This window comes from Amycolatopsis heterodermiae, from assembly GCF_034929455.1.
GTDB classification, from domain to species: domain Bacteria; phylum Actinomycetota; class Actinomycetes; order Mycobacteriales; family Pseudonocardiaceae; genus Amycolatopsis; species Amycolatopsis heterodermiae.
In genome coordinates, this window is sequence record NZ_JAYFSI010000001.1 from 23,759 (window position 1) to 43,585 (window position 19,827).

A 19,827-nucleotide genomic window follows, 5' to 3' on the forward strand; every position below is an offset into this window, starting at 1 on the left:
TTCGAGGCAGGCGCCCACACCACCGAACGCGACGAAACCCGAGTGCACCGGACCGAGGGAGCCCGGAGCAGGCCCGGGCGACCGAGGCGCCAGCGTCTGCCGGACGCTACACCTGATCGAGCGGCTTCGGCGCCAACACCCACGAGTCACCGCCGCGGAGGCAGCAGGAGACCTAGCGGGACACCACACGAGCCAGGACCGACGGGACATCCCGTTCCAGCGAAAACGCGGCCGAAGGTGAGCCGGCCAGGTGGTGCAGCAACGCCTGCTGGAACAGGCCGTCGAACAGGGCGTACGCCACCGATGGCGGGACTTCGGCCGACCTCGACGACAGTTCCGCGTAGCGCGAGACCACGTGCCAGATCATCGCTTCGCGGCGGCGGTCGATCTCCAGGACGTCGGGGCGGAAGGACTCGTCGAAGAGGCTCTGGTTGCGCAGGTCGTACCAGAGGCGGTGCATCTTCGCGTCCGTGCGCAGGGTGGCGGCCATCGCCGCCGCGAAGTCGTGCTCCAGGTCCTCCGCGGTTTGCGCGCGGGCCACCAGTTCGTCGTAGCGGGTGACGCAGACCTCCTCGAACTGCCGTACGCAGTGGGTCAGCAGCTCGACCTTGTCGGCGAAGTAGTAGTGCAGCACGCCGTGCGAGAAGTCCGAGTTCTGGGCGATCTCCCGCAGGCTGGTGCGCGCGTACCCGAGCTCGGCCAGCGTCTGCAGCGCCGACTCGGCCAGCTGCGCCCGCCGCTCGGTGAACTTGTCCACCCCGCGGCGGGAGATGCGCTCCCGCGTCCGCTCCTTCGCTTCGGTCACCGATTCAGTCTATCGGGACCTTGACGATCAGCCGTCGGCCAGAAAGCGCTCCACCGTGCCCGTGAAGTCACCCGAGTCGTTGACACGCGGGAACGGCTCGGACGGCACCTCCGCGCCCAGGTGTGGCGGTAGCCGCGCTCGGCCAGTGCCGCCACGAACTCGGCGGTTTCGGCGCCCAGCTTCGCGAAGACCTGCTCCATGACGGGATCGAAGATGGTCCGGACCGCGCTGGCCCGGTATCCGGCGACGGCGGCGCGCAGGGCCTCGCGGTCGCCGCGCAGCGCGGCCGTCCAGCGCACCGTCGCGGCCGGCTCGCCGAGAACATCGTGCCGGTGCGGCCGAGTCCGGCGCCGATCACCTCGACCATCTACGCATCCCGGCACACCGCGTACGCGTCTCGGCGTACGCGCGAAAGCCGTCCGCAGCGGGACGACCGCGGCGCCGCGAATCCCCACGATGGGAGGCGTCGAAAGGGAGGCAACCATGACCAGCCGCCTCGGCGCCCGGGCCCGCAAGGGGTACCTGGTGGCCCACATCGTCTCGGGTGGCGCGTGGATCGGGATCGACGCGGTCCTCGGCGTCCTCGTCGCCACCGCGCTGATCTCGGACGACGCGGGCGTCGTCGCCACGAGCCTGCAGGCGCTCGAGCTGTTCGCCGTGTGGCCGATGCTGATCGCCGCCGTCCTCACCCTCGCCACCGGCGTCGTGCTCGGCCTCGGCACGAAGTACGGCCTAGTCCGCTACTGGTGGGTGGCCGTGAAGCTGGCCGTGAACGTCGTGATGGTCCTGCTGATCCTCTTCGCGCTGCGCCCGGGGCTGTACGACGCCGCCGAGTACGGCCGTCAGCTCGCCGCCGGGCAGACCCCGCGGGGCGACCCGGCCGGCCTGCTCTACCCCGTGGTCGTCGCCCCCAGCCTGTTGCTGTTCGCCAGCGTCCTCTCGGTCTTCAAGCCGTGGGGCCGCGTCCGGAAGGAGACCCGTGAACCTGCCCGTCGAAACGATCGCCCTGACCAAACGCTACGGACCGGCCGCCGCGGTGGCGGAGCTGAACCTGTCGGTGCACGCCGGTGAGGTCTACGGCTTCCTCGGCCCCAACGGCGCCGGCAAGACGACGACGCTGCGGATGCTGCTCGGCCTGATCCGCCCCACCTCCGGCCAGGTCCGGCTCTTCGGCGCCGAACCCGGCTCCGCCAGCCTCGCCCGCGTCGGCGCGCTCATCGAAGGTCCCGCCTTCTACCCGTACCTCTCGGGCCGGGCGAACCTGCGGATCCTTGCCGACCACGCCGGGGTGCACCGCACGCGCGTCGAGGACGTGCTCGACGTCGTCACCCTGACCGACCGGGCCAAGGACAAGTACTCGACGTACTCGCTCGGCATGAAGCAGCGGCTCGGCCTCGCGGCCGCGCTGCTGAAGGACCCCGAGCTGGTGGTCCTCGACGAGCCGACCAACGGCCTCGACCCGGCCGGCATGGCCGACATGCGCGTCACCCTGCGCAAGCTCGCCGCCGACGGCTGCACCGTGCTGCTGTCGAGCCACCTGCTGACCGAGGTCGAGCAGATCTGCGACCGCGTCGGCGTGCTCGACCGCGGCCGGCTCGTCGCCGAGACGACGGTGCCGGACCTGCGCGCGGGCGGCGCGTTGCGCGTGGTCGCCGGCCCGCTCGAGCAGGCGCGCGAACACCTCGACCGGCTGCTGGGCGCGGACCGCGTCCACGCCGACGGCGCCGCGCTCGAACTCGACGTCGACCCCGCCGAGGCCGGGCGGATCAACGCCGGGCTGGTCGCCGCCGGCCTCGACGTCACCGAGCTGCGCTGGCACGAACCCGACCTGGAACAGACCTTCCTCGCCCTGACCGGAGGTACCCCCGATGCTGCGTGACATCCGAGCCGAGCTCCTCAAGCAGTCCCGCCGTCCCGCGAGCTGGCTGCTGCTGGCCGTCGCCGTCGTGCTGTCGCTGACCTTCGGTTACGCCGTCCCCTACGCGGGCCTGGACGGGGCACCGGCGACCGGCGGCCCCGGCGCCGGGCGCGGGCTGAGCGCGATGCTGCCGGACGCGTTCGTCGGCAGCGCCCTCGGCGGGCTGCCGATCTTCGTCGGCGCGCTCGCGCTGATCTTCGGCGTGCTCGTCGCGGGCAGCGAATACGGCTTCGGCACGTGGAAGACCGTGCTGGTGCAGAACCCTTCGCGCGTCAAGGTCTTCGGCGCGAAGCTGGTCGTCGTCGCGGTGGCGGGCCTGGCCGTCGTGCTCGTGCTGTTCGCCGCGACGGCGGGGGCGAGCGCGCTCGTCGCCTCGCTGCAGAACCAGGCATTGGTCTGGCCCAGTGCGTCCGACATCCTGCTGGGCCTGGGCGCCGGCTGGCTGGTGGCGACGATGTGGGGCGCGCTCGGCGTGCTGCTGGCGGTCGGCCTGCGCTCGGTCGCGCTGCCGATCGGACTCGGGCTGGTGTGGCTGCTGGCCGTGCAGAACCTGCTCTCCTCGATCGCCGCGCCGCTGCTGACCTGGGTCGCCGAGCTGCAGAAGGTGCTGCCGGGGCCGAACGCGGGCGCGCTGGTGGCGTCTTTCGGGGCGAGCGCTCCGGGTGTCGAGCAGATCGTCGGGTCCGGGCAGGCCACCGCCGTGCTCGCGGGGTACGTGGTCGTCTTCGCCGTCCTCGGCGGCTGGTTGCTCCACCGGCGTGACATCGCCTGATGGTGCCGGTGCGGTGAGCCGGTCCCCGGTCGCGTCCGGTGTAGTGTTTCTCAGTTCGACTGACCGGGTTTGACCACGTGAGGTGCCATGACAGTGCGGCGGTACCCGGTGGCGATCCTGCTCGTCGTCGTCACGGCGGCGGTGATCGTGGTCAACGGGTTCGCGTTCTGGGGCGACACCTTCGCGCTGTGGATCGACGACGCCATGCAGCTGAGCGCCGGCGTGGCCGCGGTCGTCTGCGGCTGCCTGGTCGCCCGGCGCTTCCGCGGCCACCAGCGCTGGTGGCGGCTGCTGATCGCGTTCGGCATGGCCGGCTGGTCGCTCGGGCAGTGCGTCTGGTCGTGGTACCAGCTGGTCGACGGCCGGGGCCTGCCCTCGCCGTCGCTGGCCGACGTCGGGTACCTGAGCTTCCCGGTCTTCGCGCTCGCGGCGCTGTTCACCCTGGCCCGGGCGCGGATCCGGCCGGACCGCGAGCGCTGGCAGCCCGCGCAGTGGACCGCGCACTTCGGGATCGCGGTGGTGCTCGACGGCCTGGTCGTCACCGGCTCGCTGTTCATCCTCACCTGGACCGCGGCGCTCGGGCAGCTGGTCCGGGCCACCGCGCCGGACGCGGGCTCGTGGGCCGTCGCCATCGCCTACCCGCTGTCGGACCTGGTGATCGTGGTCGTGGCGGTGCTGCTGGTGGTGTTCGACCGGGTGGACCGGCCCTACCGCAAGAACCTGCTGCTGCTCGCCCTCGGCATCGTCGCGCTCGCCTGCTCCGACAGCGTGTTCGCCTACCTCGTCAGCATCGGCGCGGAGAGCATGAAGCCGTGGGCCGACGCGGGGTTCGTGCTCGGCCCGCTGTTCATCGCCTACGCCCTGCTCGTCACGCCGAACACGCGGCGGCGCGAAGACGCGGGCCAGGCCGGCGGCGTCGACTGGTGGCAGCTGGCGCTGCCCTACATCCCGGTGACGGCGGTGGCGCTGCTGATCACCGTGCAGCTGATCGGTGGGGCCGGGCCGGACGGCGTCGAGGTGTTCGTCGGCGTGCTCGTGGTGTTCCTCGTGCTCGCCCGGCAGCTGCTTTCCGTGCTGGACAACCGGTTGCTGCTGCGGCGGGTGTACGAGGGCCAGCAGCAGCTGACCCACCAGGCCTACCACGACCCGCTCACCGGGCTGGCCAACCGCGCGCTGTTCGGCGACCGGCTGGACCTGGCCGTCGCCGAAGGCGCCGACGCCCGCCACCCGCTCGTGCTGATCTTCGTCGACCTCGACGACTTCAAGGAGGTCAACGACCGGTTCGGGCACGCGGGCGGCGACCTGCTGCTGCACGCCGTCGCGCAGCGGCTGCTGGGTTGCGTGCGCTCGACCGACACCGTCGCGCGGCTCGGCGGTGACGAGTTCGCCATCCTGCTGGAGGGCGAGGTCGACGCGCCGCAGGCGGTCGCGGACCGGATCCGCGGCGCGCTGCGGCGGCCGTTCGCGGTGCACGGCACGCTCGTGCCGGTCCGGGCGAGCATGGGGCTGGTGGTGCCGGACCCGGCCGAGCCGCTGGTCACCTCCGACGTGCTGCTCGGCCGCGCGGACACGTCGATGTACGCGGGCAAGCGCCTCGGCAAGGACACCACCGTCGTCTACCGGCCGTCGCAGGACGGGCCGCCGGACTTCCCGGCGGCGCTGCGCCGCGCGGCCGGTGGCGTCCCGGAGGGCTTCGGGCTGGTGTTCCAGCCGATCGTGCGGCTGCCCGACGAGACGCCGGTCGCCGTCGAGGCGCTGGCTCGCTGGACCGCACCGGACGGCACGGCCGTCTCGCCCGAGACGTTCGTCCGCGCGGTCGAGGGCGCCGGCCTCGGGGCCGAACTGGACGCGCTGGTGCTGGACCTGGCCTGCCGCGAGATCACCGCGGCCGGGCTGGACCTGACCGTGCACGTCAACGTCTGCGCCAGCCGGCTCGGCGCGCCCGCGCTGGAGCAGAGCGTCAGCGCGAGCCTGGCGCGGTACCGGCTGCCCGCGGAACGGCTCGTCGTCGAGATCACCGAGACCGTGCCGGTGCCGGACCTCGCCGCGGGCGCCGACGCGATCCGGCGGCTGCAGGCCCTCGGCGTCCGGGTGGCACTGGACGACTTCGGGGCCGGGTACAGCTCGCTGACCGTGCTGCACGCGCTGCCGGTCGACCTGATCAAGCTGGACCGCGCGCTGACGACGGGCGTCCAGCCGGAGCGCGACGCGGCGTTGTGCCGCTCGCTGGTCGGGCTGTGCGACGACCTCGACCTGGCGGTCGTCGCCGAAGGCATCGAGACGGCCGAGCAGGCCGAACTGATCACCCGGGCGGGCTGCACCACCGCCCAGGGCTACCGGTTCGGCCGCCCGGCCCCGCTCTCGGCGCTGACCCTTTCGGGCGCGACGCCGCTCTCGGCGAGCTAGTCCGCGCGCACGCCCGGCGGGAGGACGCCGAAGATGGTCGCCGTGGAGCCCGCGCCCTTGCGGTTGATCGGGCCGCCCACCAGCACCCAGGCCCCCGTCGTCGGCAGGGCCTTGAGGTTCGCCAGGATCTCCAGGCTGATCCGGTGGCGCTGGTAGACGAGCTTGGACACGGTGTACGTCTCGTCGGTGCCGACGTCCGGGCTGAAGGTGTCCGTGCCGGTGCCGCCGCGGCGGCCGAGGCGCCCGGTGTCGATCAGCCACTTGACCGCCGGGATCGAGAAGCCCGGCTGGTGCAGCACGCCGTCGGCGCCGGTGTTCGGGTAGGCCGGGGTGCCCCACTTGGCGTCCCAGCCGGTCCAGAGCACGACGACGGCGTCGTCGGGGATCCGGCCGTGGCGCTTCTCCCACGCCTTGAGGTCGTCGATCGTGACGCCGTAGTCCGCGTTCGCCGCGGCCTTCGCTCTTATGTCGATCTTGACGGCGGGCCGGAATAGATCCGCCGGGTCCATCTCGTCGGCGAGGGGCTGACCGGTGTTGAAGTGGCCGGGCGCGCCCCAGTGCGTGCCCGTGTGCTCGCCTTCGCGGACGAACTGGAGGTAGTAGCCGTCGGCCGGGATGGTCGCGATGGTCTCCAGCGAGAAGGCCGGGTCGCCGGGGAACACGTTGGTCGTGGCGGGATCGTTGACGTGCGACAGGTTGACCAGGTTCAGCTGGTCGAGCCGCACCGGTGGCACCGTCGCGGCCTGCGCGGTCCGCCCGGACACGGCGGCGCCGAACACCCCGGCCAGCCCCGCGGCCAGCACCCTGCGTCTCATCGGCATGGGGAATCACCTTTCACCGGAACACCGCCCGTGCGGCGGCCTGCACGGTGATATCACCCAGACCCGGTGCGGCCAAGGATCTGCGCGAAGATGGGGGCATGGACGACGACATCGAAGACAACGCCGACAACGGCGTGCTCGACCCCGAGGACACTTTGGACGACCGCGACGAGCTGGCGGAGGGTTATTCACCGCCGGAACGTGCGCAGGCGACCGAAGGCTGGGGCACCACCGCGCGCGAGACCGCGGAGGGCGAGAGCTGGGAAGGACGGCTCGCCCGCGAGGTCCCGGACCTGGCGGACGACGCCGACGACGACGGCCTCGGCGACAGCGAGGACAGCGACGGCGAACTGGTCGACGACGAGGTCGGCGACGTCCGCGCGGGCCGCCTGGTCGCCACGGACGAGGGGTTCGGCGAGGACGCCGACGAGGAGCTGTACGCCACGGACGAGGGCATCGACGGCGGCGCGGCCTCGGCCGAGGAGGCCGCGGTCCACGTGATCGACCCGTCCCGCCGCTGGTGAGGTGACCGGAGAACGCGAACCGCCCCCTCGGCGGTTCGCATCCTTCTCCGGCGCCCGGCCCGACCCCTCGACGGGCCGGACGGCCACTTGCGCGTCCAACCTGATGACCGGCCTAATCCTTTCCGCCGTCCGGCGCGTGGGGTAGGGGGCAGAGCGGACAACGGCCGGATCCGGCCGTCCCCGTCCCCGCTGCTGCCGGAGGAGGACGGATGCTCGAGGGGTTGCTGACGCCCGGCGCGGGCGCGCTGTACGACACGATGGTGCGCACCGGGCCGCTCCCGCTGGACGACCCGCGGGCCGGGAGCCCGGAGATGCGGGAGCTGTTCGACCAGGGTTTCGTGCGCCGCGACTACCGTGAGGACCCGGTGATCGCGCCGATGGAGCCGGTGCGCGCCGTCGACCACGCCATCCTGGGCGCGCAGCAGCGGCTGGTGGAGCAGCAGCGCCAGATCGTCGCGGCGCGCCAGCAGCTGGACATGCTGCAGGCGGTGTACCGCGCCGCGCACGGCGGCGGCGGGGATTCGGCCGTCGAGGTGCTGACCGACCCGCAGCGCATCGGCTCGCTGTCGCTGGAGCTGTGCCTGTCCGCGCGCGAGGAGTTCCTCACCTTCACCACCCGGCACTTCAAGCGGAAGCCGGACGCCGGCACGGTGATGCGCCTGCCGGACGCGGTGACCGAGCGCGGGGTGCGGCTGCGCAACGTCTACGAGCGCGCGGCCCTGGAGTTCGACGGCGCCAAGGAGGTCGTGGACGCCAGTGTCGCGGCCGGGTGGGCCATGCGGGTGGCGCCGGAGCTGCCGATGAAGATGGTCGTCGCGGACCACCACTCCGCGCTGGTGCCGCTGGACCCGAGCGGGATGGACGGCGCCCTGTTCGTCCGCAGCCCGACGATCGTCGCGGCCCTGCGGATGCTGTTCGAGCTGGTCTGGAGCCAGGCGGTGGCGGTGGACGGCGCCCACCCGCGCCACGGCCTCACCCCGACCCAGGCGAAGGTGCTGGACCTGCTGGCGACCGGCATGACCGACGGCGCGATCGCCCGTCACCTGGAGGTCAGCGAGCGCACGATCCGCCGGCACGTCCAGGGCCTGCTGGAGGCCCTGCAGGCGGACAACCGGGTGGCCGCGGTGTTCGCGGCGACCCGGCTGGGCTGGCTGGGTTGAGCGGGACCGGCTGGCCGCGCGCCGAGCCGAGCCGGATCGACCGCCGCCGACGGCTGAGGGGTCTGCCGCAGCCCCCTCGTGAGCGTTTAGGAAGGTTCTAACCCTCCTAAACACTCACGACCCCCAGGCTGACCAGGCTGACCGCGCCTCGCCCAGGGCCGCTTCGCTGAGCCGAGCCGGGAGGCCCATCCGCCGGGGCTACTCCAGCTTCTTGCAGTGGGGTGGGCCCTGGGTCCAGATCCACACGCAGTCGGTGCCCGGGGGCCGGACCGACGGGTCGCCGTTGCCCGGGGCCGCCGTCGCCGTCGGTGCGCCCAGGGCGCCGACGGCCAGCGTCGCCGCCACTGCGACGAGCAGTCGCTTGATCATGTCGTCCTTTCGCGGAGGGATCTCCCCGCCAAGTTAGGGCCGTCCGGACGGCGTCGGCAGGGGCGGCTTCGGCCACTGTCCGGTACCGGCCACCGCCGGGTGACCGGAACCGGACGTTGGCCGGACCCGACCGGTGCGGATCCCGCCACGGCTCTCCTACGGTCGGGGACATGGGTGACGAGGCGCCCCCGCGCTGGTGGGGTGAGGAGGGCGCCCGTCCCCGTCCGGAGCCGGCGGGCTGGTGGCCGGAGGCCGACACCCTGCACTGGGTGCAGGCCCCGGCGACGAACCCCGCCCCGGCCGAGGCCGCGCTGCCCTCGTAAGTCCGGACCGGGGTCAGACGCGGTTGTAGTCGCGGACGGCGTCCAGGTACTCCGAAATCGCGTCCCGGTTGCGCAGCAGGCATTCCGCGCGGCGGGCCATGCGGTCGCGCTCGGCCTCCAGGGTGGCCAGCATCTCCGGGGTCGCGTCCGGGAAGTAGATCGCGCGGGGCTTGTCGAGGCACGGCAGGATCTGCTTGATGATCCGGGTCGGCAGGCCGGCGTCCAGCAGCCCGCGGACCTGGATCACCCGGTCGACGGTGGCTTCGTCGTAGTCGCGGTAGCCGTTCGCGCCGCGGGACGCGATGATGAGGCCCTGCTCCTCGTAGTACCGCAGCAGCCGCCGGGCCGTGCCCGTGCGCTCGGAGAGCTCGCCGATCCGCATGTGCGCCACCTCACGTCCGCCCGGCTGGACCTTCACATCCATGTGAGGGTTCGAGCATAACGGCATGAGGACTCCCGCACTGCTCGCCCTGACCACCGCCGCGTTCGTCACGGTGCTCACCGAGGCCCTGCCCGCGGGCGTGCTGCCCGGTATGAGCGCCGGACTGGGCGTCGGCGAGTCCGCGGCCGGCCAGGCCGTGACGATCTACGCGCTCGGCACCGCGCTCACCGCGATCCCCTTGTCCGCGGCGACGTCGACCTGGCGGCGCAAACGTTTGCTGCTGACCGGCGTCGCCGGGTTCGCCGTCGCCAACACGGTGACGGCGCTGTCCGCGGACTACCCGCTGACGATGGTGGCCCGGTTCGTCGCCGGGGTCGCGGCGGGCGTCGTCTGGGCGCTGCTGGCCGGGTACGCGCGCCGCCTCGCGCCCGCGGGCCGCGAAGGCAAGGCCATCGCGATCGTGATGGCGGGCATCCCGCTCGCGCTGTCGCTGGGCATCCCGGCCGGGACGTTCCTCGGTGGCCTGCTCGGCTGGCGCTCGGCGTTCGGCGTGATGTCGGCGATCGCGCTCGTGCTGCTGGTGTGGATCGCCGCCGGCGTCCCGGACCACCCGGGACAGCCCCGCGGCGGGCGGCTGCCGGTGCTGCGCACGCTCACCGTGCCCGGCGTCGCGCCGGTCCTGGTCGTGACGCTCGTGTTCGTGCTGGCCCACACCGTGCTCTACACCTACGTCGCCGCGTTCCTCGGCCACGCCGGGCTGGGCGGCTCGGTGGACGTCGTCCTGCTGGTCTTCGGGATCGCGTCGATGGCGGGCATCGGGATCGTCGGCGCCCGGATCGACCGCGCGCTGCGCCGGCTCACGATCCTCAGCACGGTGCTGGTCGCGGTGGCCGCCGCGCTGATGCTGGCGGGCAGTCCCGCGCTGATCTACGTCGCCGTGGCGCTGTGGGGACTCGGCTGGGGCGGCGTCCCGACGCTGCTGCAGACCGCGGCCGGCAACGCGGGTGGCGAGGCGGCGGACAACGCGCAGGCCATGCTCGTCACGTTGTGGAACGCCGCGATGGCCGCGGGCGGGGTGGCCGGCGGGATCCTGCTCGACACCTCGGGCCCCGCGGTGTTCCCGTGGACGCTGCTCGTGCTCCTGGTGCCGGTGCTCGCCGTGGTCGTCGGCGCGCGGCGCCACGGGTTCCCGCAGCAGTCGTGAATGGACGAAGGGCCCGGGCGGGTACGCGCCCGGGCCCTCCAGCTTTTCAGCAGCGGCCGGAAGAGATGGCCCGCAGCAGTTCCGCGTTGGTCGTGTCACCCGACAGCTCCCAGGCGAACACCCCGCCGAGCCCCTGCGACTTCGCGTAGCCGGCCTTGGCCGCCGCCGTCTCGGGGGTGTCGTAGCTCCACCACTGCGAACCGCACTTGGCGTAGGCCGTGCCCGCGACCTTGCCGTTGGCCGGGCAGGTCGTCTTGAGGACCTTGTAGTTCTCGACGCCGTCCTCCCCGGTCGTCGTGCCGGTCACCGGACCGGTGGCCGTGCCGCCCGGCTGCTTCTGCGTGACGCCGTCCCAGCCGCGGCCGTAGAACCCGAGGCCCAGCAGCATCTTCGACGACGGCACACCCTGGTGGCGCAGCTTCTGGATGGCCGCGTCGGCGTAGAACCCGGCGGTCGGGATGCCCGGGTAGGACCGCAGCGGCGAGTGCGGCGCGGTGGGCCCGGTCGGGCTGGCGCCGGCGACGAAGTAGTCGTAGGTCATCACGTTGTACCAGTCGAGGTAGCGGCTCGCCCCGGCGTAGTCGTTCGCGTCGATCTTGCCGTTCTTCGAGCCGTCCGCGGTGATCGCGGCGGTGACGAGCTGGTGCCCGAACTTCGCGCGCAACGCCTTGACCAGGCCCGTGAACGCCTTCGGCCCGCTGGTGTCGCAGGTCAGGCCGCAGGCGTTGGGGTACTCCCAGTCGATGTCGATGCCGTCGAAGACGCCCGCCCAGCGCGGGTCGTTGACGAGGTTGTAGCAGGACTCGGCGAACGCGGCCGGGTTCTTCGCGGCCTCGGTGAAGCCGCTCGACCAGGTCCAGCCGCCGAACGACCAGAGCACCTTCAGCTTCGGGTGCAGCTTCTTCAACTCGAGGAGCTGGTTGAAGCTGCCGTGAAGCGTGCCGCTGTCGGCCTGGCCGTTGACGCTGCCGGCGGCGTCGTAGGGCATGTCGTGGTCGGCCCACGGGTCGCCGACCGCGCAGCCGCCGCCCGTCACGTTGCCGAAGGCGTAGTTGATGTGGGTCAGCTTCGCGGCCGACCCGGACGTCTCGATGTCCTTGACGTGGTAGTTGCGGGCGTAGACGTCCCAGTCGGCGAAGTAGGCCATCACCTTGTCCTGGGACGGACCGCCGTGGGACTGCCCGGCTTCCGCGGGCGGCGCCACGACGGCGGCCGCGGCGAGCGCCAGCGCGGCCACGGCAAAGCGTTTTCTCATGCGGAGCACGGGGATTCCTTCCGGACCGGCTGGGCGGACCGGCTGAGGCTAACAGGTCCAGACCACTGCGGACAGAGCGAAAGGTCTGCCGCAAACAGATTTCCCGGTCGTGTCGCAGCCGGGTCCGGATTCACGGTGTGCGAAGATCCCCGGATGACGGAGTTCGGCTGCGCCCGCTGCTACGGCAAAGACGCCCTGACCGCGATGGCGTTCTGCACGACCCGCCTCCGGGAAACCCACCGCTTGGTCGAACGGTCGCACTTCGGGGTTTCGCTGCGCGAATGTCCGGAATGCGGCCAGGCGTTCGCTTCGATCTTCAGCGAGTTCGTCGACGGTACCGGCGGCGAAGACGCCCAGTACTTCGACATCGTGCCCCTCACCGGCACCGAGGTGACCTCGTTGGCGGCACAGGGTTCCCGGGTCGACCTGGTCAAGCTGGGCGCGCTCGGCAGCGTGCGGCGGCGGCTCTCGTCGGCGTGGCCGACCGGCAAGACGAAGACGATCGCCTGGCGGCGTGATCCGCTTTCAGTGCGCGAAGGTCACTGAGCCGCCAGCCGCAGGATCGCCGCCGCCGAACGGTCGACGTCGGCCTCCGTCGTGGACCAGTTCGACACCGAAATCCGCAGATATCGGCGGCCACGCCAGGTGGTTCCGCCGAGCCAGCACGTGCCGTCGCCTTGAACCGCGGCGATCACCGCGTCGGTGTGGGCGTCGTCGCCGAAGGAAACCAGGACCTGGTTGAGGACGACGTCGTTCCCGATCACCGCACCGCCTTCCGCGAGCGACTCGGCGAAGCGGCGAGCCAGGCGGCAGCAACGGTCGACCAGCTCGGCCACGCCGTCGCGGCCCAGCTCGCGCAACGCCGCCCAGACGGCGAACCCGCGGGCGCGCCGCGACGACTCCGGCGTCAGGTCGCCCATGCCGGAGACTTCTCCCGCGCCGGTCAGGTAGGCCGCGCGGTTGGCGAAGGCCGCGGCGTGGGCGTCCGGGTGGGCGCAGAAGGCGAAGCCGGAGTCGTAGGGCACGTTCAGCCACTTGTGCCCGTCGCAGGCCCAGGAGTCGGCCAGCTCGACGCCGTCGATGAGCCCCGCCGTGGCCGGGTTGGCCCCGGCCCAGAGCCCGAACGCACCGTCGACGTGCACCCAGGCGTCGCCGGCGGCCTCGCGCGCGGCGCGCAGGTCGTCGCACGCGCCGGTGTTCACGTTGCCCGCCTGGAGGCAGACGATCGCCGGGCCGGACCCGGCGGCCAGCACACGGGCGAGGTCGGCGACGTCGATCGCGCCCTGGGGACCGGCGGCCACCTCCTCGACGACGCTCGTGCCGAAGCCCAGCAGCCGCAGCGCGCGGTCGATCGTCGCGTGCCGCTCGGCGCTCGCGACCACGCGGACGCGCGGGGCGCCGAAGAGCCCGTCGCGCTCGGCGTCCCAGCCCGCGGCGGCGAGCACGTGGTGCCGCGCCGCGGCGAGCCCGACGGTGTTCGCCGCCTGCCCGCCGGTGACGAACCCGGTGGTCGCGCTGGCCGGGATGCCGAGCAGCTCCTTGAGCCACCCGCCCGCGACGTCCTCCGCGGCCGCGGCGGCGGGTGACAGGACGGCGTTGAAGGCGTTCTGGTCCCACCCGGCGGCGAGCATTTCGGCGGCCGTGGCGGCGGGCAGCGACCCGCCGATGACAAAGCCGAAGAACCGCGGCCCGGCGGTGGCGGTCAACCCGGGCTCGGCGGCCCGCGCGAGCTGTTCGAGCACTGCGGACGGTGGGCTCGGGTCCTTCGGCAACGCCCCGCCGAACCCGGCGCGCAGAGCGGCGGCGTCGACGGCTTGGGCGACCGGCCGCTCGGCGAGGCCGTCCCGGTGGTCGGCAGCCAGCGCGGCGGCACGGGCCAGGAGTTCACGCATCTCGTCCACGGGCCCGACTCTAGGCCGCCTTCGGGTGCGCGGCTCGCGGGTTTCCCGGTGGCCGGGCGACCACTGCGGACAGTGGGCTCGGATCCGTCCCGGTGATTCGCGACCGGCACGGCGGCACCGGCCCAGCCCGGCTCCAGGCGGCCATCGGGTGCACGACCGCCGCTCAGCCAGCCCTTTCCTGGTGATCCGCGGCCCGGCGCTAGGCCGCCTTCGGATGCGCGGCCCGCACGTTTTCCCGGGCCAGCTCAACAGTCGTCGTGATGCGGCGCTGCCGGGTCTCCGGGCGCTTCGCCTTCGCGATCCACTCCAGGATCAGCCGCTTCGACGACGGCGGGAACGCCGCGAAGTGCGCGGCCGCGACGTCGTCGAAAGCCTGCGCCAGATCCGGCGGGACGATGCCGTCCTGGGCCTCCGCCAGCGCGTCCCAGGTCCCCGTCCGGCGGGCCAGGTCCACCATCGCCTGCCCGGACGGGGTCATCAGCCCGGCCGACGTCAGCCGGGCCACGCGCTCGCGGTTCACCCGGCTCCACGTGCTCTTCGGGTTCCGCGGGGTGAAGCAGAGGTACGTGCTCTCCGCGTCGCGCCGCAGGGCCTTGCTGTCGATCCAGCCGAAGCACAACGCCTGCTCCATCGCTTCGTGGACCAGCACGCCCGGCCGACCGCTGTGCTTGCGCCGGATCACCAGCCACACCGCGCGTGCCGTGCCGCGCGACGCGAGCCACTCCCGCCACTGCGCGGCCGACGTGACCTTCAGCACCTCGATGCCTTCCAGAGTCTCCATGCCCACATCATCGGGGGTGAAGTGTTCACCTTCTGAGCACTTTGCGGCGGGAACAATCGGGCGTCCCCGGGCGTAGCGTCTTGATATGGAGACTGCGCTCAGCACCGACCGGCTCGTGATCCGGGACTGGACGGTGGACGACGCCGAAGCCGCGTTCGAGATCTACGGCGCGGAGGACGTCACGCACTGGCTGACCCCGGCCATGGACCGCGTCGGCGACGTCGGCGCGATGCGGGCCGTGCTCAACGCGTGGCAGGAGGCGCAGCCCAACCTCTGGCCGCCGCGCGGGCGCTGGGCCGTGGAGCGCAAGGAGGACGGCGCCGTGATCGGCGGCCTCGGCATCCGGCTGCTCCCGCCGTACGAAGAGGACCTCGAGCTGAGCTGGCAGCTCAGCCCCGGCGTCTGGGGCCAGGGCTACGCGTCGGAGGCCGCGCAGGCGCTCATCCAGTGGGCGTTCACGCAGGACACCGACGAGCTGTTCGCGGTCGCGCGGCCGAACAACACGCGCGCGATCGCCGTCGCCAAGCGCCTCGGCATGCAGTGGGTCGGCGAGACCGACAAGTACTACAACCTGCGGCTGCAGGTGTACCGGATCCGGCACACCGACCTCATGGACTGAGCGGCTCCAGCAGGAACACGCGGATTTCGCGGTGCTCGGCCCGCACGGCGTAGCGGTCGTAGGCGGGCCAGTACTCCGCGACGGCGTCCCACATCTCCTGGCGCTCGTCGCCGGTCAGCAGCCGCGCGGTGACCTCGGCGCTCCGCCCGCCGATCGCGGCGGTCGCCTTCGGCTGCGCCAGCAGGTTCGCCGACCACGCGGGGTGCGCCTCGCCGCCCCAGTTCGAGCCGATGACGACGTACCCGCCGGCGCGCTCGACGTAGAGCAGCGGCACCTGGCGCGGCTCACCGCTGCGCCGCCCGATCGTGGTGAGCAGCAGCGTCCGCAGCCCGACCGCGGTGCCGACACCGACCCGGCCGCCGCTGATCCGCAGCAGCACCCGGTCGGCCGGCACCAGCGCCCGCCCCAGCACCGCGAACGCCCTGCTCTTGCCGAACCCCGCGAAGACACCCCGTAACCCAGCCACCCCCAAACCCTAGCCGCCGGGTCTGCCGCCCCGGCACTACCAGGTGGTGGGGGCGGGCGGCGGGACCACCGGCGGGCGGTCGTCGCAGGTGATGGTGTTCGGGAGGAGCCACGGGGCCAGCCAGCTCGCGTTGCCGCCGAGGTCGGTCAGCGAGAACTCCGAGCCCGTCGGCGGGAAGTTGAACGACCCGCAGTTGTTGACGCCGACCGCGCCGACGTTGCGGGCCTCGATGTTGCGGAACGACGCCGACCCGGCCGCGCGGGCGCTCAGCACCGACGTCCCGGTGCCGTCGACGCGCAGGTCCGCGAACTTCAGGCCGTTGATCGAGTACAGGTCCTTCACCGGGAAGTCGCTGACCAGCATGATCGCGTTGTAGGTGTTGTCGAGGAAGGCGTCACCGGTCACCTGGACGTCGGCGTCGATGTTCTTCTCCAAGGCGTAGAACCAGATCGCACCGAGCCCGATCTTCCAGTTCAGCTCGAACGTCCCGGCCCGGACGGTCGTGTTGTCCGTGATCCGCACGTACCCGGTGAACGGCTCGGCCCCGAAGCGCGAGCCGACCTGGATCGCGCTGCCCTCGCGGATCGGGTCGGCGACCAGGTTGGCCGAGACGGTCGTGTCGGTGCCGCCGTAGAGCGCGATCCCGTTGGCCAGCACCGGCGTCTGGACGGTGTTGTGGCTGAACGTGTTCCGCGCGTTCTCGATCTTCTCCGACCACATCGCGAGGCCGTCGTCACCGGTGTTGCGGACGAAGTTGTTCGACACCACCGAGTCCGTGACGCCGGTGTGGAAGTTCAGGCCGTCGGCGATCTGGTCGGCGATGACGTTGTTCGTGATGCGGGTGTTCTTCATCGGGCCGTCGAACCACAGGCCGACCTTGGTGTGGTGCAGGTACAGACCGTCCACAGTGGAGTCGCTGAGCGCGCCGCCGACGGCGTTGACCTGGTCGGTGTCGATCCGCTCCCGGACGTCACCCTCGATCGCGAACCCCGAGAGGTGGACGTTGTGACTGCCGCCGGCCGCCGCGTCCTTGCCGTAGAAGCCGACGCCGGTGTGCACCGAGCCGTCCGGCGCCGGAGTGCCCAGCTTGACCTCGTGGCCCTTGACGATCGTGTACCAGTTGCCGGCGCCCTCGATCGTCACGCCGTCGACGACGATGTGCCGGTTGACCTGGTACGTGCCGGGCGGCAGGTAGACCTTGAGGTGCGCCCGGCGAGCGAAGGCGATCGCGCGGTCGATCGCGTCCGCCGAGTCGCGCTTGCCGGTCGGGTCGGCGCCGAAGAACAGGACGTTCGCCGCGACGAGGTCGACCCGAGGCGGCGCGACGAGCTCGGAGTCGAGCAGGTCGACGACGGTCCACGCGGCGGGCGTCCCGGCCGGGACGGTCAGCCGGACCCGGTCCCCCGCGCGGTAGGTCTTGCCGAGCAGCAGGCGCTGCTCGTCGTAGAAGTGGTTGGGGCGGAAGGGTTTCGTCACGACCGGCGCCGGGGTGGTCGCCGCGGGCACGCACGCGCACTCGGTGATCCACCAGTCCGGGTGCAGCAGGTCCGCGTCCGGGTCGTTCGTGAACGGGTACTGGTTGTACAGCCACGCGTACTGCGAGGTCAGCGTCATCGCCTGCCGGTGGCCGCCGTCGACGGTGACGTCCAGCGGCGCGGTGATCCCGCCGCCGTGCGGCGCGTCCGGGATGCTGTAGCGGACGGTGATCGCGTTGGCCGCGGCGGGCAGCGTGAACTCGACGTGCTGCCCCGCCGTGAGCTTCACCGCGCGGCGGCCGGACGCCTCGGCGGGCAGCGTGTAGGCCGAGCGGTCCGGGCCGATCACGGTGCCGTCGGTGCGGGCGTTCTCCGCCTCCTGCTCGGCGAAGCCGACGGTGGCGCCGCGCCCGGCGACCAGCGCCGGATCGAGCGCGGCCCGCGTCACCACGGGCCGGTCGGCGGCCGACGCCGGCGCGGCCACGGAAAGCAGGGTGAGGACCGCGGCCAGCACGGTTCCGAAGGTGCGTCGCGCCATCGCGGACCTCGTTTCACTCGGGAGTGCGGCGGAAGAGTAGGTCGCGCTTCGCCCTCACCACAAGGTGTTGCCACGATTTTGCCCGAACTTACTCGGTACTTGCAGGTATCGATACAGAAGTTGCGCAATCGGACGTCTGGCAAGGTGGGCCCATGACTCGTACCGAATCCGCCGCCGAGGTCTTCGACGCGCTCGGCAAGGACTACGAAGCCGCCTTCCGCACCGCGACCGCCCAGCGGGAGGCGATCACGGCGTTGATCGAGTCGCTGCCTCCGAAGGCGAAGGTGCTCGACCTCGGGTCGGGCACCGGGCGCCCGACCGCCGAGCTGCTGGCCGCGGCGGGCCACGACGTCACCGGCTACGACGTCGCACCGAAGATGGTGGAGATCGCGCGCGCCCAGGTGCCCGCGGCCCGGTTCGAGCTCGGCGACCAGCGCGAGCTGACCTTCGAGGACGGTTCTTGGGACGCCGTCACCACGTTCTTCTCCCTGCTGCAGCTGACGCGCGCGGAGCAGGAGGCGGTCATCGGGCGGGTGGCGACCTGGGTCAAGCCCGGCGGCCTGGTGCTGGTGGCCACCGTGCCGGCCGATGTGGACGGCCTCGACATCGTCTTCATGGGACACCCGGTGCGCGAGCAGCTTCGCCCCCGAGGCACTCGCCGGGCTGCTGCGCGCGGCCGGGCTCGAGATCGTCCGCGAGGAGCAGGCGGAGTTCGTCCCGGACCACCCCGGTGCCACCCCCGAGCCGCACGTCTATCTCACCGCGCGCCGGCTTTCGTGAGTCAGTCGTGGCGTCAACCCCTCACCGGGAAGATCACCCGACGGATATGAATTTTGCTCAAGTTCGTGCGTATCCCCGCCACCGGAACCCGAGCTAAAGTGAGGAATGGGCATCGAAGCTCTGGCCAGGCCGGTACCTCGCGAACACCGTGAGCTGGTGCGCGAGATGCTGGGCAGGCTGCCGGAGTTCGCCGATCGCCTGGCCCGGTTGCTCAGCGAAGAGGACGAGTTCTACCGGCAGGTCGAGCACGTCGCGCCGGACGAGCTGCGGCAGGTCTGCCACGCCAACCTCGAACGCGCGCTGACCGCGCTGGCCGAAGGCCGCGGCCTGGCCCTCGACGCGGCCCGCAAGACCGGGCTCGTCCAAGCGCGCCAAGGGATTCCGCTGCCGGCCGTGCTGCGCGCGTTCCGGATCGGCGGCACGTTCGTCTACGAGGCGCTGCTGGAGCTGGCCGGCCCCGAGTTCCTCAACTCCACCCGGACGATCGAGATCAACTCCTACGTCTGGAAGGCGATCGACCTCTACTCGGACGCGCTGACCACGGCGTACGACCAGGTCGCGGCCGAGCCGTCGCACGCGAACGTCCAGCGGCTGGACGACCTGCTGCGCGGCCGGCTCGCGGGCCAGTCCGAAATGGAGGCCGCGGCGCGCGAACTGGGGCTGCCGACGGCGGGGATGTTCGTCGCCGTCGTCACCGAACGCCTCGAGCGAGACGGGCAGGACACGGTCGAGGCGCTGATGCGTGCGCGTCGCTGGCGGTCGGCGTGGCGGCCCGGCGGCGAAGCGGGCCTGGTCGCGATCGACCGGATCGAGGACCTCCGGCGACTGCGGGAGGTGCTGGGCTCGCTGCCGGTCGCGGCCGGGCTGAGCCGGCCGTTCGCCGGGTTCCCGGACGTCCCGGACGCGCTGCACCGCGCCCGGATCGCGCGCCGCTCGCTGCCGTCGGCGACCGCCGGCGTGGTCGTGTTCGGCGATTCGCCGGTGACCACTTTGGTCGCGGCGGCGCCCGGGATGGCCCGCGACGTCGTGCGGTCCGCGTTGTCGGGCGTGCTGACCCTGCCGGGCGCCGAGCGCAAGGTCCTGCTCGACACGTTGCTCGCGTGGTTCGCCGGCCACGGGTCGGCGAAGGAGGCCGCGGACCGGCTGTTCGTGCACCCCAACACCGTGCGCTACCGCTTGCGCCGGGTGCAGGAGCTGACCAAGCGCGACCTGACCGACCCGGTCGACATCGGCGAGCTGTACGTCGCCCTCGAATCGGTCCGGCTTGATCCGGAACCATCGTAGATCGACAGCTACCGATTGACTTTCGATAGATAACCGGCGATAGT

At 72.3% G+C, this 19,827-nt stretch carries 21 protein-coding genes; 12 read left to right on the forward strand and 9 right to left on the reverse strand.

Going from position 1 to position 19,827, the window contains the following annotated elements:
* Nucleotides 1–172: 172 nt before the first annotated feature.
* Nucleotides 173–805: a TetR/AcrR family transcriptional regulator gene (locus tag VA596_RS00105; protein ID WP_323322287.1), complete on the reverse strand. Its 633-nt coding sequence runs from the start codon at nucleotides 803–805 to the stop codon at nucleotides 173–175.
* Between the two features lie 483 nt (nucleotides 806–1,288).
* On the opposite strand from VA596_RS00105, the gene VA596_RS00110 reads away from it, so the two are divergent.
* The 4 genes from VA596_RS00110 to VA596_RS00125 all read left to right on the forward strand — a co-directional run bounded on the left by VA596_RS00110 (nucleotide 1,289) and on the right by VA596_RS00125 (nucleotide 5,901).
* Nucleotides 1,289–1,876, forward strand: coding sequence for a hypothetical protein (locus VA596_RS00110; protein WP_323322289.1), 588 nt, complete (start codon nucleotides 1,289–1,291; stop codon nucleotides 1,874–1,876).
* Nucleotides 1,785–2,684, forward strand: a complete 900-nt coding sequence (locus VA596_RS00115) for an ABC transporter ATP-binding protein (protein WP_323322290.1) — start codon at nucleotides 1,785–1,787, stop codon at nucleotides 2,682–2,684. The genes VA596_RS00110 and VA596_RS00115 overlap by 92 nt, the downstream gene beginning before the upstream one ends.
* Nucleotides 2,674–3,495 carry an ABC transporter permease gene (locus VA596_RS00120; RefSeq protein WP_323322292.1) on the forward strand — a complete coding sequence of 274 codons (822 nt, stop codon included), beginning with the start codon at nucleotides 2,674–2,676 and terminating at the stop codon, nucleotides 3,493–3,495. The genes VA596_RS00115 and VA596_RS00120 overlap by 11 nt, the downstream gene beginning before the upstream one ends.
* Nucleotides 3,496–3,582: 87 nt before the next feature.
* Complete coding sequence (locus VA596_RS00125; protein WP_323322294.1) at nucleotides 3,583–5,901, forward strand: putative bifunctional diguanylate cyclase/phosphodiesterase; 2,319 nt, start codon at nucleotides 3,583–3,585, stop codon at nucleotides 5,899–5,901.
* On the opposite strand, the gene VA596_RS00130 is transcribed toward VA596_RS00125, so the two are convergent.
* Nucleotides 5,898–6,722 carry a cyclase family protein gene (locus VA596_RS00130; RefSeq protein WP_323322296.1) on the reverse strand — a complete coding sequence of 275 codons (825 nt, stop codon included), beginning with the start codon at nucleotides 6,720–6,722 and terminating at the stop codon, nucleotides 5,898–5,900. The two genes, VA596_RS00125 and VA596_RS00130, sit on opposite strands and share 4 nt — an antisense overlap.
* A 98-nt stretch (nucleotides 6,723–6,820) precedes the next feature.
* On the opposite strand from VA596_RS00130, the gene VA596_RS00135 reads away from it, so the two are divergent.
* Both VA596_RS00135 and VA596_RS00140 read left to right on the forward strand, forming a co-directional pair.
* A complete protein-coding gene (locus tag VA596_RS00135; protein WP_323322298.1) occupies nucleotides 6,821–7,246 on the forward strand; it encodes a DUF5709 domain-containing protein in 426 nt (141 codons plus the stop codon).
* A 209-nt stretch (nucleotides 7,247–7,455) separates the two neighbouring features.
* On the forward strand, nucleotides 7,456–8,406 hold the full coding sequence (locus VA596_RS00140; protein WP_323322299.1) for a helix-turn-helix transcriptional regulator: 951 nt from the start codon (nucleotides 7,456–7,458) through the stop codon (nucleotides 8,404–8,406).
* Between the two features lie 198 nt (nucleotides 8,407–8,604).
* Here the strand turns inward: VA596_RS00140 and VA596_RS00145 are convergent, their stop codons facing one another.
* On the reverse strand, nucleotides 8,605–8,775 hold the full coding sequence (locus tag VA596_RS00145) for a hypothetical protein (RefSeq protein ID WP_323322300.1): 171 nt from the start codon (nucleotides 8,773–8,775) through the stop codon (nucleotides 8,605–8,607).
* A 170-nt stretch (nucleotides 8,776–8,945) separates the two neighbouring features.
* Between VA596_RS00145 and VA596_RS00150 the strand changes: the two genes are divergently transcribed.
* Entirely contained in the window at nucleotides 8,946–9,098 is a 153-nt protein-coding gene (locus VA596_RS00150) for a hypothetical protein (protein ID WP_323322301.1), read from the forward strand.
* A gap of 13 nt (nucleotides 9,099–9,111) precedes the next feature.
* Here VA596_RS00150 and VA596_RS00155 read toward each other — a convergent pair whose 3' ends face one another.
* Nucleotides 9,112–9,480 carry a MerR family transcriptional regulator gene (locus VA596_RS00155; RefSeq protein WP_323322303.1) on the reverse strand — a complete coding sequence of 123 codons (369 nt, stop codon included), beginning with the start codon at nucleotides 9,478–9,480 and terminating at the stop codon, nucleotides 9,112–9,114.
* 64 nt (nucleotides 9,481–9,544) lie between these two features.
* On the opposite strand from VA596_RS00155, the gene VA596_RS00160 reads away from it, so the two are divergent.
* Nucleotides 9,545–10,684, forward strand: coding sequence for an MFS transporter (locus VA596_RS00160; RefSeq protein WP_323322304.1), 1,140 nt, complete (start codon nucleotides 9,545–9,547; stop codon nucleotides 10,682–10,684).
* A gap of 46 nt (nucleotides 10,685–10,730) precedes the next feature.
* Here VA596_RS00160 and VA596_RS00165 read toward each other — a convergent pair whose 3' ends face one another.
* On the reverse strand, nucleotides 10,731–11,948 hold the full coding sequence (locus VA596_RS00165; protein WP_323322305.1) for a glycoside hydrolase family 18 protein: 1,218 nt from the start codon (nucleotides 11,946–11,948) through the stop codon (nucleotides 10,731–10,733).
* Nucleotides 11,949–12,092: 144 nt separating this feature from the next.
* On the opposite strand from VA596_RS00165, the gene VA596_RS00170 reads away from it, so the two are divergent.
* The gene (locus tag VA596_RS00170; protein ID WP_323322306.1) at nucleotides 12,093–12,485 is read left to right on the forward strand and encodes a hypothetical protein; all 393 of its coding nucleotides are present in this window, start codon (nucleotides 12,093–12,095) and stop codon (nucleotides 12,483–12,485) included.
* Here VA596_RS00170 and VA596_RS00175 read toward each other — a convergent pair.
* Entirely contained in the window at nucleotides 12,479–13,831 is a 1,353-nt protein-coding gene (locus tag VA596_RS00175; RefSeq protein WP_323325565.1) for a pyridoxal phosphate-dependent decarboxylase family protein, read from the reverse strand. The two genes, VA596_RS00170 and VA596_RS00175, sit on opposite strands and share 7 nt — an antisense overlap.
* Nucleotides 13,832–14,039: 208 nt before the next feature.
* On the reverse strand, nucleotides 14,040–14,621 hold the full coding sequence (locus VA596_RS00180) for a YdeI/OmpD-associated family protein (RefSeq protein WP_323322307.1): 582 nt from the start codon (nucleotides 14,619–14,621) through the stop codon (nucleotides 14,040–14,042).
* Nucleotides 14,622–14,706: 85 nt separating this feature from the next.
* Here VA596_RS00180 and VA596_RS00185 point away from each other — a divergent pair, with 85 nt between their 5' ends.
* Nucleotides 14,707–15,240 carry a GNAT family N-acetyltransferase gene (locus VA596_RS00185; protein ID WP_323322308.1) on the forward strand — a complete coding sequence of 178 codons (534 nt, stop codon included), beginning with the start codon at nucleotides 14,707–14,709 and terminating at the stop codon, nucleotides 15,238–15,240.
* Here the strand turns inward: VA596_RS00185 and VA596_RS00190 are convergent.
* A complete protein-coding gene (locus tag VA596_RS00190; RefSeq protein ID WP_323322310.1) occupies nucleotides 15,230–15,706 on the reverse strand; it encodes a nitroreductase family deazaflavin-dependent oxidoreductase in 477 nt (158 codons plus the stop codon). The genes VA596_RS00185 and VA596_RS00190 overlap by 11 nt on opposite strands.
* A 36-nt stretch (nucleotides 15,707–15,742) precedes the next feature.
* On the reverse strand, nucleotides 15,743–17,719 hold the full coding sequence (locus tag VA596_RS00195) for a glycosyl hydrolase family 28-related protein (protein ID WP_323322312.1): 1,977 nt from the start codon (nucleotides 17,717–17,719) through the stop codon (nucleotides 15,743–15,745).
* 152 nt (nucleotides 17,720–17,871) lie between these two features.
* Between VA596_RS00195 and VA596_RS00200 the strand changes: the two genes are divergently transcribed.
* Nucleotides 17,872–18,549 (forward strand): class I SAM-dependent methyltransferase, encoded by a 678-nt coding sequence (locus VA596_RS00200; RefSeq protein ID WP_323322314.1) that lies wholly within the window; start codon nucleotides 17,872–17,874, stop codon nucleotides 18,547–18,549.
* Between the two features lie 55 nt (nucleotides 18,550–18,604).
* Nucleotides 18,605–19,783 (forward strand): PucR family transcriptional regulator, encoded by a 1,179-nt coding sequence (locus VA596_RS00205; protein ID WP_323322316.1) that lies wholly within the window; start codon nucleotides 18,605–18,607, stop codon nucleotides 19,781–19,783.
* Nucleotides 19,784–19,827: the final 44 nt, after the last annotated feature.